Raw genomic sequence first — 20,061 nt, forward strand, 5'->3', positions numbered from 1 at the left:
GCGGGACGCTGGAGCCGCCTGGCGGACATCGGTATACATCTGCTGAAGATGCCGGCCGGCCCCGCGGCATGTGGTGACTGCCTCCGACGGCGGGCTGCACGGTCGCGCCGAGTCTTACTGCCAATAGCCCATTCACGATGCGGCGATCAGGGCCACCAGTTCGTCGCCGCAATCACCAGCAGCGGTAGTTCGATCGCGATGGCTAAACCAGCCACTACCAGGGCGCCTATGGTGTGTCCTGCGTGGAGGTCCAGCGGGGAAAGCTGCGGTTGCCGGGTGGTGGGCAGTGCCGTGGTGCCCGGCAACCGCTGTGGCCTACCGGTCTGGAAGACAGGTGTTCCATTCCGTCCGCGGTGGCACCTTTCAGAGGTTACGAAGATTCAAGTCGATGCTACCGGTGTGCGGAGCCGACCGGGGATGTCGCGCTGACCGCAGCCAGTGCACCGGCCCAGCGATTTGCATCCCGACGACGATCGGTCTCGACTGTCAGAAGTAAAAACCCGAACTTCCGGTCGCGTCCAAAAAGGCAATCCACAGTCTTCCGACCGGCCCAGGGTCGCTGCACGAACCACCAACCGAGGAGAAGGTGCAACCGTCGTTTGCTACCGATGGCGAACTGAGCTCAGGGGTGAGGGGCAGTCCGCGGTCAGCTGACGCCGGGGCTGCCAGCCCGGTCAGAGTACCGGCGACTACCGCGCTGATCAGCACACCGCTGTAGATGCCCCGCCGATATTTCCTACCGTTACTCAACATTCGCATGGCGGGCGAAATTACCACACGGGTTTTATCGGTGAATCTCGATACCGGTCCGGCGCGCGCGGGCGGAGGGCCACTGACCCGGACGACGCTGTCCGCGAATGGTTGCGAGCCTTCACTGACCAAGGCACGGACCGACCACGGCCCGAGTGGCGCGGCACTGACCGAGCCGGTCGATCTGGGGTTCGACTGTCATACCGCGATCCACGAAGCTGCGCAGGCGGTCCTGTCTCACGCCGAACGCGCGGGCAGCGTACGCGCCGATGCCTATGCAGGCGATGTCATCCAATTCACAGATCGGGTTTGGCTCACGTCCCGTGACGGAGGCTGCATCACGGGCCCATGGCGTCATCGTTGTGCGGCCGTGAGAAGCACGCGTTTGCGTAGCAGTGGAACGCCGGCCCTGCGGAACATCTGTCTCTTGATCATCTTGATGTGGTCGACACGACCCTCGCCGGGGCCGGAATTCCCTCGGACGGTCAGGCCGGCGGTGACGGCGTTCAGGTCGGACTCCAGCCCGTGGCGAAAGAGGTCGGGCCAGGCAGGTCATCGGCCCGGGCAGCGGCGATCTCGACGCCATCGGCCCCTGGTCGCGGCGGCGCCGCCCCGCCGGCTGAATGCCCGGCTCACCTCGAATGTCTTCGCGGTAGGGTGTGATTCGTGAACACTGCGACAGAGGCGGACAGACTCTAGCCACCGGTCCCCGGTGGCTGCACCCGAGTCAGCGACACTACGCCCTGGCGGCGCGGTGATTCGTGCTGCGCTGAAGTCCACCGGTCGGACCCGCTGTCGTCCGCGCGGCCATCCCCTTTCCTCGGATGTGCCGTCCGCTTCGCACTCAGTGGGAGTATCCCTATGCCCAAGGGGTTGGCGGCGCTGTTCGCCGCCTCGTTCGTGTTCTATACCGACGACTATGTGATTGCCGGTGTCTTGCCCGAGATCGCCCGTGATCTGGGCGTGAGCCAGGCCGTCGCCGCTCAGCTCATCAGCGTGTTCGCCGTGACCGTCGCCCTGGTGGCGCCGGTCGCCGCCGTTGTCCTGGCCCGCACGCCTCGACGTCTGCTGCTGGTGGCGAGCCTGTGCGCGTTCGTCGCTGCCAATGCGGCCGCGGCGGGTACGTCGTCGTTCACCGTGCTGTTGATCCTGCGCGTCGTTGCAGCGGCAGCCGCCGCGGTCGCGACCCCGGCGTTGTTCGCCACCGCGGTACAGCTGGCGCCCGCCGCGAAGGTCGGCCGCTATGTCGCGATCGTAGCGCTGGGCGTCACCGGGTCGATCGCGCTCGGTGTGCCGATCGGCACCTGGATCGGTGGTGTGTTCGGCTGGCGTGCGGTATTCGCCACCATGGCGGTATGCGGCCTGCTCGCCCTCGCCGGTCTGCTGATCACGGTGCCGCGCGGGACATTCGGTGGTCCCGTGCTCGACTGGCGGGCCCAGGTACGCAGCCTGGGACGGCGACCGGGGACCTTCGGTCTACTGGCCAACATGTCGCTGATGACCGGCTCGATGATGATGCTCACCTACCTCGCGCCGTTCCTCACCGATGTCGCCGCGGCGGCCGTCGATGCCCGCGCCCTGTCCTTCGGACTGGCCGGCATCGCGGGCGCCCTCGGTATGTGGGGTGGCGGCGTGATGACCGACCGGCGCGGCCCGGACCGTACCCTGCTGATCGGGGTGAGCGCCATCGCCGGGTCCATGGCCGGCCTGTGGCTGCTGTGGGTCGTGCGCCCGGTCCCCTTGGCGGCCGTACTGCCAGTACTCGCCGTGTGGGGTGCGGCCGCATTCTGGAACTCACCCGCGATCCAAGCCAGCTCGCCACCCTGTCCGGCCGCCTCGCCCCACAGGCACTGGCGCTAAACACCTCCGGCACGTATCTGGGTGTCTCCCTCGGCGGTCTGCTCGGTGGTCTCGCCCTGACCAGGTGGGGTTCGGGAGTCCTGCCACCGCTCGCGATCGCCTGCACCGTTCTCCCACTGGTGCTGCTGTCCAACGCGAGCGAACCCGCGCGTAAAACGCCGGTTCGCAAGTAGACAGCCCGGCCGCCGGTGCGGGATCCACCCGCACCGGCGGTTCAGCCGGGAGGTCGGGCCCGGTGACGTCGCCCCGTGCCGAGATAGACTGCTGGTCAGAACAAGGTTTCCAGTGGCGGCTGAGCCACCCACCTCTGACGATCACGCGGCGCTCGACCTGCTCGCCGACGAAATCGGCACACTTCCGATAGCGGCTGCGGCGCCCCGGGAGCCGGCGCCGACGATACCTCCGATCCGCTGGTCCTCCCGGAAGTTGCGTACCTGCGATACGCCTGGGACGAGTACCGCGAGCAACGAGAAGAGGACCCCACGCTAATCTTGGACGGATTCGACGTCGACTTCGCACCCGTCGAGCTCCATAAGGCGAACATCGGCGAATCCACTCATCACATCACGTTGACCGAGCGTGTCGCCGATCCCATCATCTGGGAAGTAGCCGGGCGGCCGGGCATTTCGCTGGCCGACTACCTGCGGCTTTCCATCTCTTGGGGTGGGATGCCGGGTTGGTCGTTCGATCCTGATCGCGTGCCTGCCGCCCTCACCGGGCTACGGACCAGCCCCGATTTCTGGCCTGTCGATAGACCATCGATCTCCTGGGTTCGGCCCCTGTCGTCGGCGCCGTGTTCGGCTGCTGACATGAATGTCATCAGGGCTACGTCGCTTACGGCGTCGACGGCTTAACTACCGCCCGAGGTCTGTTCGCCCGCAACGCAGCCGGGCAGGCGACCGTCCGCCCGGGCTGCTCCGATGGCCCTGTACCCCGGCTCCCGCATCCGTCCGGCCGCGATCAGGGCCTCGGCCTTGTCCCGGTTGATCTGCGACCACGAGCTTTTCGAGCGACGTGGTGAGTAGCGCTGGAGGTAGTGGTCGGTGTCGAGTCGGCGGCGGTGGCTGTCGATCCAGCCGTAGCACAGGGCGACGTCGAGGGCTTCGGTGATGGTGATCGTCGGGGTTGGGGCGTTTTTCTTGGCGATTTTCAACCAGACCTCTGCGGCGAAGTCGTGATGCGCGGCCAGCCACCGCTCGTATTCGATGGCGGTGGTGAAGGTGATTGCCTCGGTGTGGTCGGAAGTCGGCATTTCGGGTGTCTCCTCGTTGTTCAACGGTGATGTGTTCCGATTCTCCGGCGTAAAGTGCGCAACGAATGAGCACTTATCATCGGCCGTAGCGTTCGACCAGTGCCGTGCCCAGTGCAGCGAGTTCGTCGCGTACCGCGGCCGGTTTGATCACCTCGATGTCGGAGCCCCAGCCCGCCAGCTGTTCGGCGATGGCCCGCGGGGTGTGCGCAGTGAGCCGGACTCGGATCCGGCCGTCGGGGGCGGGGCCCAAGACCTCGCAATGCCTGCCCTGCCGGTCACGCAGAATCGGCAGCAGTCGTTCGCTGATCAGGGCCGTGGCAGCTGTGGTCGCTCGGCGCTGCTCCATCTCTTCCACGATTTCGGTCCAGAGGGCCGGAAGGTCGAGGTCGGCGGGCCGGTGTGCTTGCTGTTCGGTCGGTTCCGCGTGCAGGATCCGGTCCACCCGGTAGGTCCGGCGGCCGTGTTCGGTACCGGCCACCAGGTACCAGATGGCGTCCTTGTCGACCAGGCCCCAAGGATCGATCACGCGCTCGGTCGCTGCTCCGGTACGGCCCTGATAGCGAAGCATGATCCGGCGGCGGCGCACCACCGCCTGCTGTAATTGCTGGACCATTCCGGGGAGTTCGCGTCCGGTGCGGCCCCAGCCCGCTGGATCGATCACGACCGCGTCGGCGGCCGCCTCCGCTTCACCGCGGAAGGTCGCCGGGAGGGCGCGCAGCAGTTTGCGCAGCGCCGACCGTGCCTCCGGCACAGCTCCCGCCGACGGGCCGGTGAGGAGAAACAAGGCGCGTGCCTCACCGGCGGTCAGGCCGCTGAGGTCGGTGCGGGCACCGCCGATCAGCGACCACCCGCCGCCGCGGCCGGCCTGCGGGTACACCGGCACACCGGCGGCGGATAGCGCCTCCAGATCGCGCCGGGCCGTCGCCACCGAGACCTCGAGTTCGGCCGCGATCTCAGCGGCGGTGACCCGGCCGCGGGTCTGCATCAGCAATAGTGTCGCCACCAAACGGTCTGCTCGCATATCCAGATTCTTCCCGAGAAAGTGATCAGAAGTTGAGCACTTTTGCGGTGAGGATGGGTTCATCAGCTCGAACAAACACGACCGAGGAGACAGCGATGCTGCGAGGAATGACGACCGTGACCTTCTACGCCCAGGATCTGGAGGTGGCGAAGGATTGGTACGCGGAGTTCCTGGGGACACCGCCGTACTTCGCAGTGCCGGGCTATTACGAGTTCCGGGTGGGCGACTACGAGCACGAATTCGGCCTGATCGACCACGCGTACCGGCCCGAGCGCGCCGCGCCGGGTCCGGGCGGGGCGATCGTGTACTGGCACGTCGACGATCTGCAGGCCACCTACGACCGGCTGCTCGAGCTCGGTGCCACCGAATACGACCCGATCACTACTCGTGGACCCGGGTTCGTCACCGCCTCGGTGGTGGACCCGTTCGGAAATGTCCTCGGCATCATGAGCAACGTGCACTTCCTGGAGATTCTCGGCCGGAAATGACAGGAGGAGGTGCAGCGGCGTCCCGGGAACACCATGACCAGCCCATGCCTTCGACGATCGGGCCGTAGGCGCCCCAGTCGCGCAGCGGTCGACCGGCGCTGGGCCGCCGGCGCCGGTCGACGGCTGGATGAGTGATTCCAAGGCGTGTAGTGGGTGGGGGTCGGCTGGGTGTCACCGCGAAGTGGAGGTCGACGATCCGTCGGAATCTGTTTGGCGAGTCATGAGAAACGGTCCGAGAAGGTGAAATCCCATTGATGGGAAGGTGAGGTTCAGCGTCGGATAGGGTTGGTCCCGCCCGGTCGGACAGACTGCTTCGGCGTACGCGACCAAAGGGGGTGTGACCGCATAAACTTCATGCCAGGAGCCCCGTTATGGGGAGAGTAGGCATGAGACCATGTCTACTCATAGCACCCCCTTTCGCGGCGCCGCCCCGAGGTGCATGTTCACGATTTTTTCGTATCGGTTATGGGGCGACTGGGCGGAGTGAACCGCACATTCTGTCCGACTCTGTCAACTGCATAACCAAGTGATGCTGGAGTACTAGTACTCCAGCATCACTTTGTGATGTTCCGCCTGTCTTCGCTGGTAGTGGGCTTGTTTAGCCCGGTATTGGTGTCTTCGTCGCCAGGTCGACCAGCGGCGTGCCGAGGTCAGGTTCGGGAGCGGGTTGATCAGGTGTGCCAGGAGATGCTTGATTTCACCGAGCGTGAGTGGAATGAGGCCGCTGCCAATACTTTTGGGGAGACAGCGGCCGTCACCGCGAGGTAGGTATGGGCGAGCATCGCCAGGGTGGTGTGCCGATACCAGCCGTCGTAGCGGCGGACCTGATATTGATCGAGCCCGACCTCGGTTTTCGCGGTTTGGAAACAGTCCTCGACCGCCCATCGGGCACCAGCGACCCGGATCAATTCCTCGTCGCTGGTGCCGTTCGGGGCGCCGCACAGGTAGTACGCGATTTCGAGTTCACCCTTGGTGTTGCGGGTCAGCGACCGGCGGGCCAAAAGCCAGCGCCGCCACCCGGCGCCGGCGTCACTGACGGTCGGCAGTGTTGCCACGGCCCAGTCGAACAGTCGCGGGCCCTTCGCACCCTCACCGCAGCTCAATCGCTTCCATGCCTCGGGGGGCGCGTCCGTGACGACCTGATCGGCGCGCCAGCTGCCCGACACCGCCACGATCGGCGCACTGGTGGGCACGGCCACCACATACCCGATCCGCCGTCCTTCGAGCCAGCGCCGGAACTTCGAATCACCGCCATAGGCCTCATCGGCGGTCACCCAGCGTGCAGGGACTCCAGCATCCAGCGCGCGGGCCAGCATCTTTTGGGCCAGAACCTGTTTCGTGGCGAATTCGACCTCGTCGGGCACCCCGGCCTCCCGGCAGCGGTCCCTATCGGCGGTCCAGGACTTCGGCAGATACAACTCCCGGTCGATCAGCGTGCAGCCCTTCACGGTCGTGTATGCACAGAACACCCCGAGCTGACAATTCTCCACCCGACCGGCAGTGCCCGAGTATTGCCGTTGCACCCCAACAGATTTCACCCCCTTCTTCAGGAACCCGGTCTCATCGACCACCAGCACACCATCCGCATCACCCAAGTGCTCGACGGCATAAGCGCGCGCGTCATCGCGGACTCCGTCGACATCCCACGCGGCCTTGTTCAGCAGCCGCTGCATCCCGTTCGGCGTCAGATCCCCGGCCGCTTCGGCCAAGGTCCAGCCGTTTTTCCCCGCCAGCGGCGCCAATAAACCCCGCACATACGCTCGCGCCCGCAACCGCGGCTCCGCCCGATGGAACCGTCCTGCCACCCGCGCGAACAACCCCTCGAGCCCCTGGCGGAAGGTTGCCATGCAAGGACCTGACGATGGATCGGCGCCATGCCACCCAGGCGCTTCTGGGAGTCACGGTTGGGGCCGGCCTGCTCGAGACCGTGGAGCGATGGCTGTTCTTCGACGACGCTCTACAGCAGGTGGACAAGCCGATGGGGCTGGGCATGCAAGAGGTTGAGCAGCTCGAGAACGTGGCTCGATCATTCCGCGATTGGGATGACCGGTTCGGCGGGGGCTGCGGTGCAAGGCGGTCGTCGGCCAGCTTTCGGAAGTGAACGAGCTGCTGAAGGAGCGGCAGCCCCGCCTGCCCGAGTGGAGAAGCGGCTGTGGGGTGTGCTGGCGCAGCTCGCCGAGACCGCGGCAACGATGAGCTGGGATTCCGGCCAGCAGGCCACAGCCCAGCAGTATTACGCGCTCGCCGCACGAGCAGCGAGCCACGCGGACGATCCCGCGTTCTGCGCCTTCGCTCTTGCCGGAATGGCGCGGCAACTGCTCGGCCTCGACGGCGACGCGGGAGCGGCCGACGCTCTGGAGCTGGTCCGCATAGCCCGCGACCGTGGGACAGGGGCACTCACGCCGACGGTGGAGGCGATGCTGTACACGCGAGAAGCGTGGGCATTGAGCAAGCTCGAACGCCCCTCAGGGTTCCGGCGCGCCTGTGAGAAGGCGAAGGAGGAGTTCGCGGCCTCACAGCCCGCCACCGACCCGTTCTGGGTGAACTACTTCGATGCGGCTGAGCTGGCGGGGACGATCGGCGGTCGCCTGCTGGATATGTCGCGCCGGAAACCTGTGTTCGCAGGTGAAGCAGCCGAACAGATCGCGCTGGCCGTGCAATCGCGGCGTTCGGACCGAATCCGCAGCACCGCGCTGGACCGCCTCGGGCTCGCGGAGGCGCGCGTGATCCAGGGCGAAGTGGAGGAGGCGTGTCGGGTAGGCCATGATGCGTTGGACGTCGTCGAGCAGACCCGTTCGGATCGGGTTCGGGTCAAGGTCGGCAAGCTCTACAAACGAACAGAGCGGGCGCAGGGAAATGGCGCTGGCCGAGCTGCGCGACCGGATGCGCCCGCTGGTCAATGCACAGGAGTGAACGAATACGGGTCGCTGTTACGGGGCACATGAACATTACTGAGGAAACCGCGGTGCTGGTGCGTGAAGAGATCGCTCGGCGCCTTGCCGAGGTTCCCGATTTGGTGGGCGTGAGCTGTATCGCTCGGGGAGCCGATTCGGTGTTCGCGCAAGCGGTGCTCGAGGCCGGTGGCCGGCTCGAGGTGGTGCTGCCCTCTCGGAATTACCGTGAAGCCAAGGTAAAGCCGGATCACGCAGCGTTGTTCGATGAGCTTGTGGCGGGTGCGTCCGAGGTTCGGGTGATGGATTTCGAGGAGGCCGGACGGGAAGCGTATGAGGCGGCGAACGAGGCTCTACTTGGGGCAGCCGACCGGCTAATGGCGGTCTGGGATGGGGAGGGCGGCGAGGCTGGCGGCACGGGCAGCGTGGTGAAGCTGGCGAAAGAGTATGGGGTAGCCGTGGACGTGGTGTGGCCCGAAGGTGCTGCACGCGCTTGACGAGAGCTAATATTGAACTTTCGAAAAACTGCTAGTGCCAGCGTGATTCGAGCTGTAGCATGACCTATTGCATGCATGCGGCGGTGAGGTCGCCTCGTTGATGTGAGTGGGCCAACCATCCCCGGGTGGCTGACTACAGGATCGGCGGGATGTCGGCTAAGAAAAAGCTCGGCCATGCATGGATTATTCCATGGAGGGGCGGCTGGTCATGGCGGCATCAAACACGATACTGCAGTCAACGGTTCTGATTTCCTCCTCAGCCCTGTTGGCTAGCCTCTTCGTATTACTTTCTATCGCATTCTGGGGAATAATTTCGACCAAGTTCCGGCGAAAATTTACGGTCAGAAGACTAAGAGGGGGCAATGCATCGCGGGTGCAGATTTGTCAAGATTACCAAGACGCGATCTCCGAAGCTCTTGAGCTGAATACGTACAGTCTCGGGGGCGGTGATCCGATGATTCATTTGAAGTCAATCGTTCGATTTGCTCCCAACAGTTTCAGTTCGGCGACTCGGGAGATCGTGAGCAAATTCGGCGATGGTCGGGTGATGTCTATCGATCTCCGGGCAATGGATAGCAGGGAAGCGGCCAGGTTGGTCGACTTCTGTAGCGGAATTTCTGCTGGCTCTGGTGGGTGGCTGTTCGAAATCGCCGGTGATGTGCTGATTGTAACTCCGGGACGGCTGCTCTAGGATTTTGGAAACACCAATTAGGCGGTGCAAAAATGCCGATAAAGATTTCCAGAGATGACTTTGCTCAGCAGGTTATCCTGATAGACCATCAGATTCGAATCAGTGAACGCGACTTGAAGCTGGCAAAAGCGCGGAGATTGAGATCAAACTATTCGATTGTCTTTGGTCCGCTACTGGGGATCGTTCTCTATGGAATGTGGTGGATTCCAGATATAAGCCCAACATTGATCAGGGCGATTTACATACCTGCGCTGCCGATCTCCATAGCCTTCTGCGTAGCTTCCTACTATCTCAAGACGCATCCGGGCGGCCCGGTGGACAAGAAGGTGCCATTTCGTACCCGGCTGCTAACGAATTCCGGTCGCCGGAGGCTGGACGAAATCGAACTCGAATTAGATCAGCTTCGTGACACGCGAAAGAGTCTATACACGATTGCTGATGTGCCCGTAGAAACTAGACGGTCGGCGTACAAAGAAGATGCGCGCATGGACGTTAACTATTATCGAGAGGAGAGTAACAAGTATCGTCGGGTGAATAGTGCCCTTCAGGCTGTTCTGATCATAGGCTCCCTTGGAGCCGCGGCTGCGTCGGGAGCATCGGGCGATATTCCATCACTGAGGTGGGTTGTGCTGGCAATAACATTCGGCGTGGGTGTCGCCAGTGGATTCATGGGATACTTCAAGTACAAGGAGCGTAGCTTCTACCTTCAGCAAACTGCTGATGCAATCGAATACGAGATCGAGGCTGTCGAAATCGGGGTTGGCAGATACAAGCACATACAGGACCATCGCGAGGCCCTCGAAGAGTTTGCAGCAGAAGTGCATCGCTTGCGTTCTGAGCAAAAGAAGCGGGAGCAAAACCTGGAGCAGCCACCCGACATCAGTAATGCAAATTCGCAATGAGGCGGCACCGCTAATCGCACGGTTACAGGTGCCTGCGATCGACGCACCGCGGTGGTCGCGTCCGCAGGAAATGGAAGGACCGTGTCGAACTCGCGAACGCTAACTTCGACGACATCGAGATCTTCTACAACCGTAACGCCGCCGCTTATCCCTGGGCTTTCGCACTCCGATCGGGTTTGAGTTACCTTCCGAGAAGAAACGCATTCCCGCTGTCAGTTAGCCAATCCGGCTGGAACCGCAAAATGGGCAGGTCATTCTGGCCTGCTCCCCGTAAATGCGACCAGCTGGAATTAGAGTCTCATTGGCCCCGATCAGGGCCGGAAGGGACGATAGGACCATGGCTGGACGGAAGCGGCATTCCGCGGAGGATATCGTGCGCAAGCTGCGGCGCGCCGATGAACTGGCCGCGGAAGGCTTGACCGGTGAGCAGATCGCCGCTGACCTGGGAGTTTCAGCGGCGACGCTGTATAACTGGCGCCGCCAGTGCGGCGGAATGGACACCGACGCCGCCAAGGAACTCAAGGAGCTGCGGGAGCAGAACGCCCGGTTGAAACGGCTGCTGGCTGATGCGGAGCTGGATAAAGACGCGTTGCGCGAGATCTCGAAGGGAAAATTCTAGGCCCGGCGGCCAAGCGGCGGGCCGTGGACATGCGCCGGGAAGTGCTGGGTATGTCGGAGCGGTTCGCGTGCAGGGTCGTTGGGCTTACTCGGTCGACGTATCGGCGGCTGCCGGCCGCGCAGACGCTCGCTGATCCCGATGCCGGAGTGCGGGCGTGGCTGCGTGCGTATGCGACGAAGAATCCGTGTCACGGGTTCCGCCGTGCCTGGTCTGTGCTGCGGTTCGACGAGGGCCACCGGGTCAACGTGAAGCGGGTGCACCGGCTATGGCGGTCCGAGGGCTTGCAGGTGCAAGCACATCCCCCGCGTAAACGCGCCGGTATCTCCTCGATCCCGCCCGTGGAGGCGGATGCGCCGAACGTTGTGTGGGCACTGGACTTCCAGTTCGACTCCACCGTCGACGGGCGGGCTGTGAAGATCGCGTCGATGGTCGACGAACACACTCGCGAATCCCTGCTGCACCTGGTCGAACGCTCGATTACTGGTGAGAAGCTGGTGGCCGAGCTCGAACGGGTATTCGCCGCCCGGGGGCGCCGAGGGTACTGCGGTTGGACAACGGACCGGAAATGGTTTCGCAAGCGCTGCAATCTTTTTGCCGAGACCGGGTCGGGATTTCGTATATCCCGCCGGGCACACCGTGGAACAACGGGTTCGTCGAGTCGTTCAACCCGCGTTTGCGTGTCGAGTGCCTCAACCGGAATCACTGGACGAGCCTGCTCGAGGCTCGGGTGGTGATCGGCGATTTCAAACATGATCACAACCACCGGCACCGGCATTCGGCCCTGGGCTACCGCACACCCGTCGAGTACGCTGCGGCCTGCCACCATACCCACCACCCGGCGGGCTATGACATCAACTCAACACCGAGGACGGCAACCCGACTCTGAAACCGGCTGGTCGCATTATCGGGGACCGGTCACGCTCTATTGTAACTCCGCCTATAATAGATCGAGTTATAATAGATCTCATGCTGAAGCCCGAGACCATGTTCGATCGCGAGCACGAGTGGTCGGAGCTGACCCGATTCGCCACCCACCGTGGGCCGCAGCCGGCGCTGGGGATCGTTTCGGGTCGTCGCCGGCAAGGAAAGACCTTCCTCCTCGACGCGGTATGCGAGGCAACCGGCGGGTTCTACTTCGCGGCCACCGAGGCGACCGAGCCCGAGTCGCTGCACCAGCTCGGTAGCGCTCTGGCGCGGTATCTCGGCGAGCCGGTGCCGCGCCGGTTCGCGGGGTGGCCGGAGGCAATCGAGACAATCATGACCCTGGGCGCTGGTGACCGGCCCCTGACGGTGGTCCTCGACGAGTTTCCTTACCTGGCGAAGGCGTCACCCGAGCTGCCGTCGTTGATCCAGCGCGCATTCGATCCGGCCGGTCGGCGCCACGCCGGCGCCATCCGCCTGTTGCTGTGCGGTTCGGCCCAGTCGTTCATGAGCAAACTGCTCGTGGGAAGCGCCCCGTTGCGGGGACGCGCCAGCCTGGAGCTTGTCGTGCCGACCCTCGACTACCGGCTGGCGCGAGAATTCTGGGAAATCGACGATCTGTCGCTGGCGTTCCTGGTGAATGCCGTAGTGGGGGGTACGCCGGCTTACCGGCGCGAATACACGCTCGGTGACACTCCCGCCGACCGTGAGGATTTCGGCCCGTGGGTGGTTCGCAATGTGCTGAACTCGTCGAGGCCGCTGTTCCGGGAATCGCGGTTCCTGCTGGCGGAAGAGCCCGAACTCCGGGAAAGCGCGCTCTATCACGGTGTTCTCGCGGCGATCGCCGAGGGCAACAACACCCGGGGCGGGATTGCGAGTTTCCTCGGCCGCAAGTCCACCGATCTCGGGCACCCGCTTACCGTCCTGGAAGACGTCGGCATGATCGCGCGCGAACAGGATGCCTTCCACGCCCGCCGGTCCACTTACCGGATCACCGAGCCACTGCTGACCTTCTATTACGCGATCATGCGCTCGGAATGGAGCGACCTCGAACGCCCGGGGCACGCGACAGAGGTGTGGGAGCGCTCCGGGCCCACCTTCGCAAGTCAAGTACTCGGTCCGCATTTCGAGCAGTTGTCGCGCACGTGGTGCCGGTGGTATGCGGCCCCGGACACCCTGGGAGGCCGGCGCACGCATGTGCTTTCCGGAGTTCTGCCCGACCCCGCGGGTAAGACCGGCCATCGGTTGGACGTCGTAGTGTTCGGGCGGGACGCCGGTGGTGCGGAACGGATCCTCGCGATCGGTGAGGCGAAGAACCATGCGGTCGTGGGGGAGAAACAGGTCAACCGGCTCGACCGGATCCGGGATCTGCTGGTACAGCGCGATCCCCGCGCGTCACGGCAGATCAAACTGCTGCTCTTCACCGGATACGGCTTCACCCCCGAACTGCGCGCCGTGGCGGATTCCCGCGACGATGTGGAATTGATCGACCTCGAGCGGCTGTATCGGGGCGACTGACAGCTTTTCGTCAGCTGAACCTCATTGTGTTGTCCGGATGTCTTGCAGGTGCTCGCGCAGTGCTCGTCGGCGGATCTTGCCGGTTTGTGTTTTGGGTAGGTCGGCGAGTACTCCCATCGGTCCGGGCTGAGCTGGGCGGTGGCACCTGCCGAAGCGGCCCCAGTGTGGAGTCCGATTCCATTTACGATAAAAGGGCAGTAGAATGTAGCTAACTACGTTTTTTGGGAGGTAGATCTGGCGAAGCGGGAGGTAGCGCCTACTCGCGCCGCGACGGATGCGCTGCGGGTTATCGGCACGCAGATCAGGCTGGCCCGGCACGCGAACAACTGGACGGCCGCCGACCTCGCAGCACGTATCGGCGTCGGGCCCCGGACCGTCACAGCCCTCGAGAAAGGGAGCCCCGGCGTCGCTGTCGGGACGGTGTTCAGCGCGGCCTCTGTCGTCGGAGTTCCTCTCTTCGGTGCCAGTGACGACGAGCTGGCCCGGCTGCGTCGCCGTGGCGAGGAACGGATTGCGTTGATCCCATCTCGCGAGTACCGGCCGCGTTCGACGGGAGATGACAGTGGTCTCGACTTCTGATCCAGTGGACACCCGTCGCAACGACGCCTACGTCTGGGTGTGGCTCCCCGGCCGGAACGGGCCGGTGGTCGCCGGCCGCGTGCAGCGCTACGGGAATCGGTACCGCTTCGGATACGGGCGCAGCTACCTGGAGCGCTCGGACGCCATCAGCCTGTACACGCCCGAACTTCCCTTGGTCAGCGGCTGGCAGGAACCCAGCGGGAGTATGCCCATCGCCTCCGTGCTTCGCGACAGCGGGCCCGACTCGTGGGGGCAGCGAGTGATCCTGGAAAGGCTGCACGGCTCCCGCGGCATGGCCGCCGACCCGGGCGACCTGGACCAGATCACCTGTTTTCTGGAATCCGGTTCCGACCGAATCGGTGGGCTCGATTTTCAGGCGAGCCCCGACACCTATCTGCCGCGCGGCACCACGGCGACGATCGACGAACTGCACGCCGCCGCCGACGCGTTGCAAGAGGGGCGCCCTATCAGCGACGATCTCGGTGCGGCGCTGGTGCGCGGTACCTCCATCGGTGGCGCACGTCCCAAAGCGCTGATCGACGTCGAGGGTATTCCCTGCATCGCCAAGTTCTCGTCGACGTCGGACCACTACCCAGTTGTCAACGCCGAAGCCATGGCCTTCGAGCTGGCCCGCCGGGTAGGCATCGACGCTCCGCGCTCGTTCGTCACCTCGTCGCTGGGCAAAGACGTTCTCGTGGTCGAAAGATTCGATCGTGGCGCCGGAGGTGAGCGACGCATAGTGGTCTCGGGCCTGACCATGCTGGGGCTCGACGAAATGGTGGCTCGCTACGCCACGTACCCAGAATTGCTGGATGTGTTGCGCCGCTCCGGGGCGGACCCGCATGTCGGCCGAAAACTGTTCGAGCGCATCGTGTTCAATGTGGCCATCGGTAACAACGACGATCACGCTCGAAACCACGCCGCGTTCTGGAACGGACGAGATCTCGACCTGACTCCGGCCTACGACTTGTGCCCGCAGCCACGTTCGGGTGAGGTCTCCGCACAGGCTATGGCGTTCGACCGCGACGGTCAGCGAGACAGTTCATTCGCCGCATGTCTGAAGGCAAGCGCGGTCTACGGCCTCACCAAAGGTGAAGCACGCGGAATCATCGACAAGCAGATCGACATCATCGAGCGGGACTTCACCGAGGTTGCTGACCTGACCGGACTGACTGAAGCGCAGCGGAACAACCTGTGGCACAGGCAGATACTCAACCCCTTTACCGGATACGACTATCGGCCGGGGTAGTTGTGTCCCGGGCGGCCCTCACTGTGCGGTCCGGGCCTCGCTGTGTTGATCGCGTAATGCTCGGCGTCGAATCTTGCCGGTCTGTGTTTTCGGCAGTTCCGCGACGATTTCCACAATCCTCGGCCGTTTGTACGGCGCGAGTCGATCGCGGGCGAACGAGATCAGGTCGTGAGCCTCGGCGGAGTGCCCGCCCTTCAGCGAAACGTAGGCGGCTACCGACTCTCCGCGATATACGTCGGGAATGCCTACCACTGCTGCTTCGAGCACCGCGGGATGTTCGTAGAGGACGTCTTCGACCTCGCGCGGCCACACTTTGTATCCGGAGACGTTGATCTGGTCTTTGATCCGGTCGACCAGGTACACCCAGCCTTGTTCGTCCACGATCGCACTGTCGCCGGTTCGGAGCCGTCCTTCGGGTAGGGCGGCCTCGGATTCTTCTGGTTTGCGCCAGTATCCGCGGATGACCTGCGGTCCGGTGACGACGAGTTCGCCTTGGCTGCCAGGCGGGAGACGATGTCCTTCGGGATCGACCACCTCAACGTTCACCCCCGGCAGCGGTAGTCCGATGGACAGTGTCCCGCTGTCCGGGTCGACCGGCGCGCTCATCCCCGGCGGTACCGCTGTCACCGCCGACGACGTCTCCGTCATCCCATACGCGTTGTGGATGTAATGCCCGAACCTCTCCCGGAACCGCTCGACCGTACTCGGCGGAACCGGCGCACCCCCGCTGTACAGCGTCTTGACCGACCTGAAGTGTTCCGCCGACGCGTATTTCGAGTTCATCATCGCGTTGAAAGCGGTGATGGAGCCGATCGTGTAGGTGACCCCGTGTTCGCGGATCGCGTCGACGGCGACGTCGGTGTGGAAGCGGCCGGTGAAGACCAGGGCGGTGCGTTCGGTGAGGGCGAGGGAGCCGATGACTACGGCGCCGGTGATGTGGAAGAGCGGGGCGAGGGCGTAGACGACGTCGCCGGTGGTGATGCCGGCGAGTTCGGCGAAGCTGGTGGTTACCGCGAGGACGTTGGTGTGCGAGTTCATCGCGCCCTTGGGTGGGCCGGTGGTGCCGGAGGTGTAGGCGAGGAAGGCCAGGTCTTCGCCGTGTACCTGGGTTTGCGGGGGCTTTTTGCCGAGGTATCGGTGGGCCAAGCCGAGTAGGTCGGGTTCGGCGGGTGTGGCGGGGGCGGTTTCGCCGTTGACGATGCGGCGGTCGTTGCGGCACTGGAGTTCTGATTCGGCGGTGCCGAGTACCCAGCGGACCGTGCTGTCGGCGACGTCCTCGCGGACCTGCGGCACATCGCGGTCGGTGGTGATGACGCCGACCGGTTCGGCATCGTTGATCAACACCCGGAGTTCGCGGCCGCGGTACATGGGGTTGAGCAGTAGGGCGGTGGCGCCGAGTTTCCACAAGGCCAGCAGGACGAGCGCGTACTGCGGGATGTTCTGGAGGTGGATGCCCACCCGGTCGCCGTGGCCTACACCGCGTTCGGCGAAGGCGGCGGCGAGTGCGGTGGCGAGGTCGTCGGTTTGCCGCACGGTGAGGGTGGTGTCGAAGTAGATGACGGCGGGAGCGTCGGGCTCGTGGGTGACCCGGTCGTTCCAGGCGGCCACGAGGGTGTCGAAATGCGGGGCAACCCCGCCCGCCGCACCCTCATCAAATGCGGCGGACGGGGTTGTTCCGGTGTTACCGGTGGTCATGCCGGCAGTTCCTTCCGTCCGGTTTCACGGATGGTGGCGACGGTGAGCAGGCCGATGGCGCAGACGCCCATCACCCAGTAGGCGGGTGACATCGCGTTACCGGTCGATTCGACCAGCTGGGCGGCGACGTAGGGGGCGGTGCCGCCGGCGGCGATGGTGCCGATATTGAAGCCGAGCGAGACGCCGGTGTAGCGGACAGTGCGCGGGAAGAGCTCGGTGAACAGCGGGAATGCGGGGACCTGGACCACGCCGTTCAGCACCATGTAGAGGAAGTAGACGATGCCGATGACCACGATGCTCGAGGTCGCGCCCATGATCATGAACGCGGGCAGCGCGATGATCACGTAGGCGAGGTAGCCGCCGATGAGGACCGGTTTGCGGCCCCACCTGTCGGTGGCCATACCGCTGAGCGGGAAGGTGGCACACGCCAGGGCGATGGCGATGGCGGAGCACCAGTAGACGGCGTTTTTGGAGAAGCCGAGGTCGTTGATCAGGTAGACGCTGAAGTAGGTGAGGCCGATATAGCCGGAACCGTTCATGGCGATGGCGACACCGACGACGCGGGCGACCGACCATGGGTTCTTCCGGACGACGTCCATGAGCGGGCTCTTGGTGACCTGCTTCTTCTCGGCCATCTCCTCGAACTCGGGGGTGTCCTCGAGCTTCATCCGGACCCGCAGGCACACGTAGGCGAGGGGGAGGGCCAGCAGGAACGGGATACGCCAGCCCCACGATTCCATCTGCTCGTCGGTGGTGATCAGAGCGACCACGCCGACGACGGCGGCGGCCACGGCGAAGCCGAGGGTGGAGCCGACGGGGGTGAAGGAGCCGAAGAAACCGCGGCGCTTCGGTGGGGCGGATTCGGCGATGTAGGTCGCGGCGCCGCCGACCTCACCGCCGGCCGAGAAGCCCTGGGCGAGGCGGACCAGCACCAGCAGGATGGGGGCGAGGACGCCGACGGCCGAATGGGTGGGCAGCAGGCCGAGGATGCCGCACGCGATACCCATGCTGACCACGGTGATCACCAGCGAGTGGCGGCGGCCGCGGCGGTCGCCGAGGCGGCCGAAGAAGATACCGCCGAGGGGGCGGGCCACGTAGGCGACACCGAAGACGGCCAGGGTCGACAGGATCGACACCGCGGAATTGTCGGAGGGGAAGAACAGGGGGGCGATGGTGACGGCGAGGAAGCCGTAGACCGCGAAGTCGTAGTACTCGATGAGGGTGCCGACGCCGCCGGCGATGGCGGCGCGGCGGGCTACCGAGTTCGACTTCTTCGCTTCTGTCGCCGGCAGTGGTCCGGAGGGGTGGAGGTCACTGGACCCGACGCGAGGTTCGGTGTTCGTCATTGAATCTGTCTTTCGCGTGCGTGCTCGGCGAGCAGGAGTTCATACGAACCACCGGCTTCGATGACCTTGATGGTCCGCGGGCTCGGTGGGGTTCCGACCAGGTCGGTTCCCTCGGGCAGGCGCAGGGTGGCGCTGCGCCAGTCGAGGGCCACGGGGTCGTCGACCTTTACCGAGGTCGAGACGCCGGGGATCGTGATCAACGGCATGCCGTTGAAGGTCTCGCCCCGCCAGAAGCCGGGGGAGAAGGATTCCGCGACGATCGCCGCGATCCCCGCGTTGCGCAGTGCGACCATGGGCGGATAGTGCGGATGACCGTAGCCGAAGTTGCGACCGCCGACGATGATATCGCCGGGGCGGACGCGGTCGGTGAAGGTGGGGTCGTAGGCCTGCATACACACCGAGCGCAGGTGGTCGGGGTCGTAGGACTTGATATTGGAGACGCCGACGACGAGGTCGATATCGAAATCGTCGCCGAAGATCCAGGCGACCTTGCCTTCGATGAGGTCGGGCGGTGGGGGATAGGCGCTCACTGGACCGACTCCTGGATCGTGCCGGTGAGGGCGCTGGCGGCGACGGTGTAGGGGGAGCCCATGTAGATGTTGGCGTCGGGGCTGCCCATCCGGCCGGAGATGTTCAGGACGCCGGTGGAGATGCAGTTCTCGCCGGGTTGCAGGGGTTTCTGGTAGCCGAAGCAGAAATCACAGCTCGATATGTTGATATGTGCACCTGCGGCGCGGAGGACATCGAGGATGCCTTCTTGCTCGGCCTGCTCGTACACCTTCTGTGAGGTGGGGACGACATTGAGTTCGACGCCGGGGGCCACCTTGCGACCGTCGAGGACCAGGGCGGCGGCGCGCAGGTCTTCGATGCGGCCGCTGGCGCAGGAGCCGATGAAGGCCTTCGTGATCGGGGTGCCGGCGAGTTCCTGGGCGGTCTTGGTGTTGACGGCGCGGGCCGAACCGGGCAGCACGACCCGTGGGGTGAGGCTCGCGAGGTCGATCTCGTAGCGGGCCGCGTAGGTGGCGTCGGCGTCGGGATACACCGGGTCGAAGCTGCGGCGGGCGACCTTGTTTGCGTAGGCCAGCGACATCTCGTCGGGTTCGAAGACCGCCGAGACGGCGCCGGTGAACATCGCCATTCCGCACAGGCCCTGACGGTGGTCGATGGCCATCGAGCGGGCGCCGGGGCCGCCGAACTCCATCACCTGATGGGCGCAGCCGTCGGCGCCGACCATATCGATGATGGTGTGCACGAGATCGCGGCTGTCGACGCCGGGTGGGAACTCGCCGACCAGTTCGAAGCGGGTGGTGGCGGGGATATCGACGAAGACCTGGCCGGTGACCCAGGCCTCGATGAGGTCGCGGCGGATACCCCAGCCGAGGGCGCCGAAGGCGCCGATACCGCTGATATGGCCGTCGAAGTGGACGAGGAATTCGCCGGGGATCGCCAGGCCCAGCTCGGCGGTGAGCTGATGGCCGATACCGCGGCCCTCGTGCAGTTCGATGCCGTAGAACTCGCACCAGTCACGGGTGACCTGGTGGACCTCGGATTCCTTCTCGTTGTGCTTCGTCAGCATGTGATCGATGAAGACGATGTAGCGGCTCGGATCCTTCAGTTCGGTGATCCCGAAGTCTTCGCGCATCTGCCGGAACATCACGTCGGTGTAGCCGGGGAAGTCGTAGGCGATCATGCGTGCCGGCTGCACGGGATGGTTCTCACCTGCGCGGACCGTTTTCTGATCCGAGGCGCGGCCCAGGATCTTTTCCGTCATCGTGTACCCCA

The 20,061-nt window shown here is 64.5% G+C and carries 17 protein-coding genes and 2 pseudogenes; 12 read left to right on the top strand and 7 right to left on the bottom strand.

Going from position 1 to position 20,061, the window contains the following annotated elements; genetic code table 11:
• Positions 1-1,611 precede the first annotated feature (1,611 nt).
• Positions 1,612-2,610, top strand: coding sequence for an MFS transporter (locus tag NFL01S_RS27240; RefSeq protein WP_245670907.1), 999 nt, complete (start codon positions 1,612-1,614; stop codon positions 2,608-2,610).
• A 491-nt stretch (positions 2,611-3,101) separates the two neighbouring features.
• Positions 3,102-3,464, top strand: coding sequence for a hypothetical protein (locus tag NFL01S_RS35780; protein WP_157117003.1), 363 nt, complete (start codon positions 3,102-3,104; stop codon positions 3,462-3,464).
• Here NFL01S_RS35780 and NFL01S_RS27245 read toward each other — a convergent pair.
• Both NFL01S_RS27245 and NFL01S_RS27250 read right to left on the bottom strand, forming a co-directional pair.
• Entirely contained in the window at positions 3,461-3,862 is a 402-nt protein-coding gene (locus tag NFL01S_RS27245; protein ID WP_062979313.1) for a YdeI/OmpD-associated family protein, read from the bottom strand. The two genes, NFL01S_RS35780 and NFL01S_RS27245, sit on opposite strands and share 4 nt — an antisense overlap.
• A gap of 76 nt (positions 3,863-3,938) precedes the next feature.
• Entirely contained in the window at positions 3,939-4,883 is a 945-nt protein-coding gene (locus NFL01S_RS27250; protein ID WP_062979162.1) for a helix-turn-helix transcriptional regulator, read from the bottom strand.
• Between the two features lie 95 nt (positions 4,884-4,978).
• On the opposite strand from NFL01S_RS27250, the gene NFL01S_RS27255 reads away from it, so the two are divergent.
• Entirely contained in the window at positions 4,979-5,371 is a 393-nt protein-coding gene (locus NFL01S_RS27255) for a VOC family protein (RefSeq protein WP_062979163.1), read from the top strand.
• A gap of 540 nt (positions 5,372-5,911) precedes the next feature.
• Here the strand turns inward: NFL01S_RS27255 and NFL01S_RS27260 are convergent.
• A pseudogene (locus NFL01S_RS27260) lies at positions 5,912-7,218 on the bottom strand (IS701 family transposase).
• A 14-nt stretch (positions 7,219-7,232) separates the two neighbouring features.
• Here NFL01S_RS27260 and NFL01S_RS36590 point away from each other — a divergent pair.
• The 9 genes and pseudogenes from NFL01S_RS36590 to NFL01S_RS27300 all read left to right on the top strand — a co-directional run bounded on the left by NFL01S_RS36590 (position 7,233) and on the right by NFL01S_RS27300 (position 15,238).
• Complete coding sequence (locus tag NFL01S_RS36590; protein WP_210744886.1) at positions 7,233-7,472, top strand: hypothetical protein; 240 nt, start codon at positions 7,233-7,235, stop codon at positions 7,470-7,472.
• The gene (locus NFL01S_RS27265) at positions 7,414-8,316 is read left to right on the top strand and encodes an NsdA family TPR-like regulatory protein (RefSeq protein ID WP_483247219.1); all 903 of its coding nucleotides are present in this window, start codon (positions 7,414-7,416) and stop codon (positions 8,314-8,316) included. The genes NFL01S_RS36590 and NFL01S_RS27265 overlap by 59 nt, the downstream gene beginning before the upstream one ends.
• Positions 8,313-8,759: a hypothetical protein gene (locus tag NFL01S_RS27270; protein ID WP_062979165.1), complete on the top strand. Its 447-nt coding sequence runs from the start codon at positions 8,313-8,315 to the stop codon at positions 8,757-8,759. The genes NFL01S_RS27265 and NFL01S_RS27270 overlap by 4 nt, the downstream gene beginning before the upstream one ends.
• A gap of 178 nt (positions 8,760-8,937) precedes the next feature.
• Positions 8,938-9,450 (top strand): cell division protein SepF, encoded by a 513-nt coding sequence (locus tag NFL01S_RS34825; protein ID WP_084493300.1) that lies wholly within the window; start codon positions 8,938-8,940, stop codon positions 9,448-9,450.
• Between the two features lie 32 nt (positions 9,451-9,482).
• Entirely contained in the window at positions 9,483-10,352 is an 870-nt protein-coding gene (locus tag NFL01S_RS36595) for an SLATT domain-containing protein (protein WP_210744884.1), read from the top strand.
• A gap of 337 nt (positions 10,353-10,689) precedes the next feature.
• A pseudogene (locus tag NFL01S_RS27290) lies at positions 10,690-11,857 on the top strand (IS3 family transposase).
• An 80-nt stretch (positions 11,858-11,937) separates the two neighbouring features.
• Positions 11,938-13,410 carry an AAA family ATPase gene (locus NFL01S_RS27295; RefSeq protein WP_062979168.1) on the top strand — a complete coding sequence of 491 codons (1,473 nt, stop codon included), beginning with the start codon at positions 11,938-11,940 and terminating at the stop codon, positions 13,408-13,410.
• 300 nt (positions 13,411-13,710) lie between these two features.
• Positions 13,711-13,989 (top strand): helix-turn-helix domain-containing protein, encoded by a 279-nt coding sequence (locus NFL01S_RS34830; RefSeq protein WP_280507532.1) that lies wholly within the window; start codon positions 13,711-13,713, stop codon positions 13,987-13,989.
• Positions 13,973-15,238, top strand: a complete 1,266-nt coding sequence (locus NFL01S_RS27300; protein WP_245670908.1) for a type II toxin-antitoxin system HipA family toxin — start codon at positions 13,973-13,975, stop codon at positions 15,236-15,238. The genes NFL01S_RS34830 and NFL01S_RS27300 overlap by 17 nt, the downstream gene beginning before the upstream one ends.
• Positions 15,239-15,256: 18 nt before the next feature.
• On the opposite strand, the gene NFL01S_RS27305 is transcribed toward NFL01S_RS27300, so the two are convergent.
• From NFL01S_RS27305 to NFL01S_RS27320, 4 genes are read right to left on the bottom strand one after another with little or no spacing between them, the layout of a single operon-like run.
• Positions 15,257-16,933: a class I adenylate-forming enzyme family protein gene (locus tag NFL01S_RS27305; RefSeq protein ID WP_084493302.1), complete on the bottom strand. Its 1,677-nt coding sequence runs from the start codon at positions 16,931-16,933 to the stop codon at positions 15,257-15,259.
• Entirely contained in the window at positions 16,930-18,279 is a 1,350-nt protein-coding gene (locus tag NFL01S_RS27310; protein ID WP_062979170.1) for an MFS transporter, read from the bottom strand. The genes NFL01S_RS27305 and NFL01S_RS27310 overlap by 4 nt, the downstream gene beginning before the upstream one ends.
• Positions 18,276-18,809 carry a 3-isopropylmalate dehydratase small subunit gene (locus tag NFL01S_RS27315; protein WP_062979171.1) on the bottom strand — a complete coding sequence of 178 codons (534 nt, stop codon included), beginning with the start codon at positions 18,807-18,809 and terminating at the stop codon, positions 18,276-18,278. Before NFL01S_RS27315 ends, NFL01S_RS27310 begins: the two co-directional genes overlap by 4 nt.
• On the bottom strand, positions 18,806-20,050 hold the full coding sequence (locus NFL01S_RS27320; protein WP_062979172.1) for a 3-isopropylmalate dehydratase large subunit: 1,245 nt from the start codon (positions 20,048-20,050) through the stop codon (positions 18,806-18,808). The genes NFL01S_RS27315 and NFL01S_RS27320 overlap by 4 nt, the downstream gene beginning before the upstream one ends.
• Positions 20,051-20,061 lie beyond the last annotated feature (11 nt).

Origin of the sequence: Nocardia flavorosea NBRC 108225, from assembly GCF_001613385.1 — a bacterium.
Taxonomy (GTDB): domain Bacteria; phylum Actinomycetota; class Actinomycetes; order Mycobacteriales; family Mycobacteriaceae; genus Nocardia; species Nocardia flavorosea.

Bases quoted from the DNA above. Each gene is read 5' to 3' on its own strand.
- NFL01S_RS27240 (WP_245670907.1), top strand. From the start codon at position 1,612: ATGCCCAAGGGGTTGGCGGCGCTGTTCGCCGCCTCGTTCGTGTTCTAT.
- NFL01S_RS27245 (WP_062979313.1), bottom strand. From the start codon at position 3,862: ATGCCGACTTCCGACCACACCGAGGCAATCACCTTCACCACCGCCATC.
- NFL01S_RS27250 (WP_062979162.1), bottom strand. From the start codon at position 4,883: ATGCGAGCAGACCGTTTGGTGGCGACACTATTGCTGATGCAGACCCGC.
- NFL01S_RS27255 (WP_062979163.1), top strand. From the start codon at position 4,979: ATGCTGCGAGGAATGACGACCGTGACCTTCTACGCCCAGGATCTGGAG.
- NFL01S_RS36590 (WP_210744886.1), top strand. From the start codon at position 7,233: ATGGATCGGCGCCATGCCACCCAGGCGCTTCTGGGAGTCACGGTTGGG.
- NFL01S_RS27265 (WP_483247219.1), top strand. From the start codon at position 7,414: ATGACCGGTTCGGCGGGGGCTGCGGTGCAAGGCGGTCGTCGGCCAGCT.
- NFL01S_RS27270 (WP_062979165.1), top strand. From the start codon at position 8,313: ATGAACATTACTGAGGAAACCGCGGTGCTGGTGCGTGAAGAGATCGCT.
- NFL01S_RS34825 (WP_084493300.1), top strand. From the start codon at position 8,938: ATGGATTATTCCATGGAGGGGCGGCTGGTCATGGCGGCATCAAACACG.
- NFL01S_RS36595 (WP_210744884.1), top strand. From the start codon at position 9,483: ATGCCGATAAAGATTTCCAGAGATGACTTTGCTCAGCAGGTTATCCTG.
- NFL01S_RS27295 (WP_062979168.1), top strand. From the start codon at position 11,938: ATGCTGAAGCCCGAGACCATGTTCGATCGCGAGCACGAGTGGTCGGAG.
- NFL01S_RS27305 (WP_084493302.1), bottom strand. From the start codon at position 16,933: ATGACCACCGGTAACACCGGAACAACCCCGTCCGCCGCATTTGATGAG.
- NFL01S_RS27310 (WP_062979170.1), bottom strand. From the start codon at position 18,279: ATGACGAACACCGAACCTCGCGTCGGGTCCAGTGACCTCCACCCCTCC.
- NFL01S_RS27320 (WP_062979172.1), bottom strand. From the start codon at position 20,050: ATGACGGAAAAGATCCTGGGCCGCGCCTCGGATCAGAAAACGGTCCGC.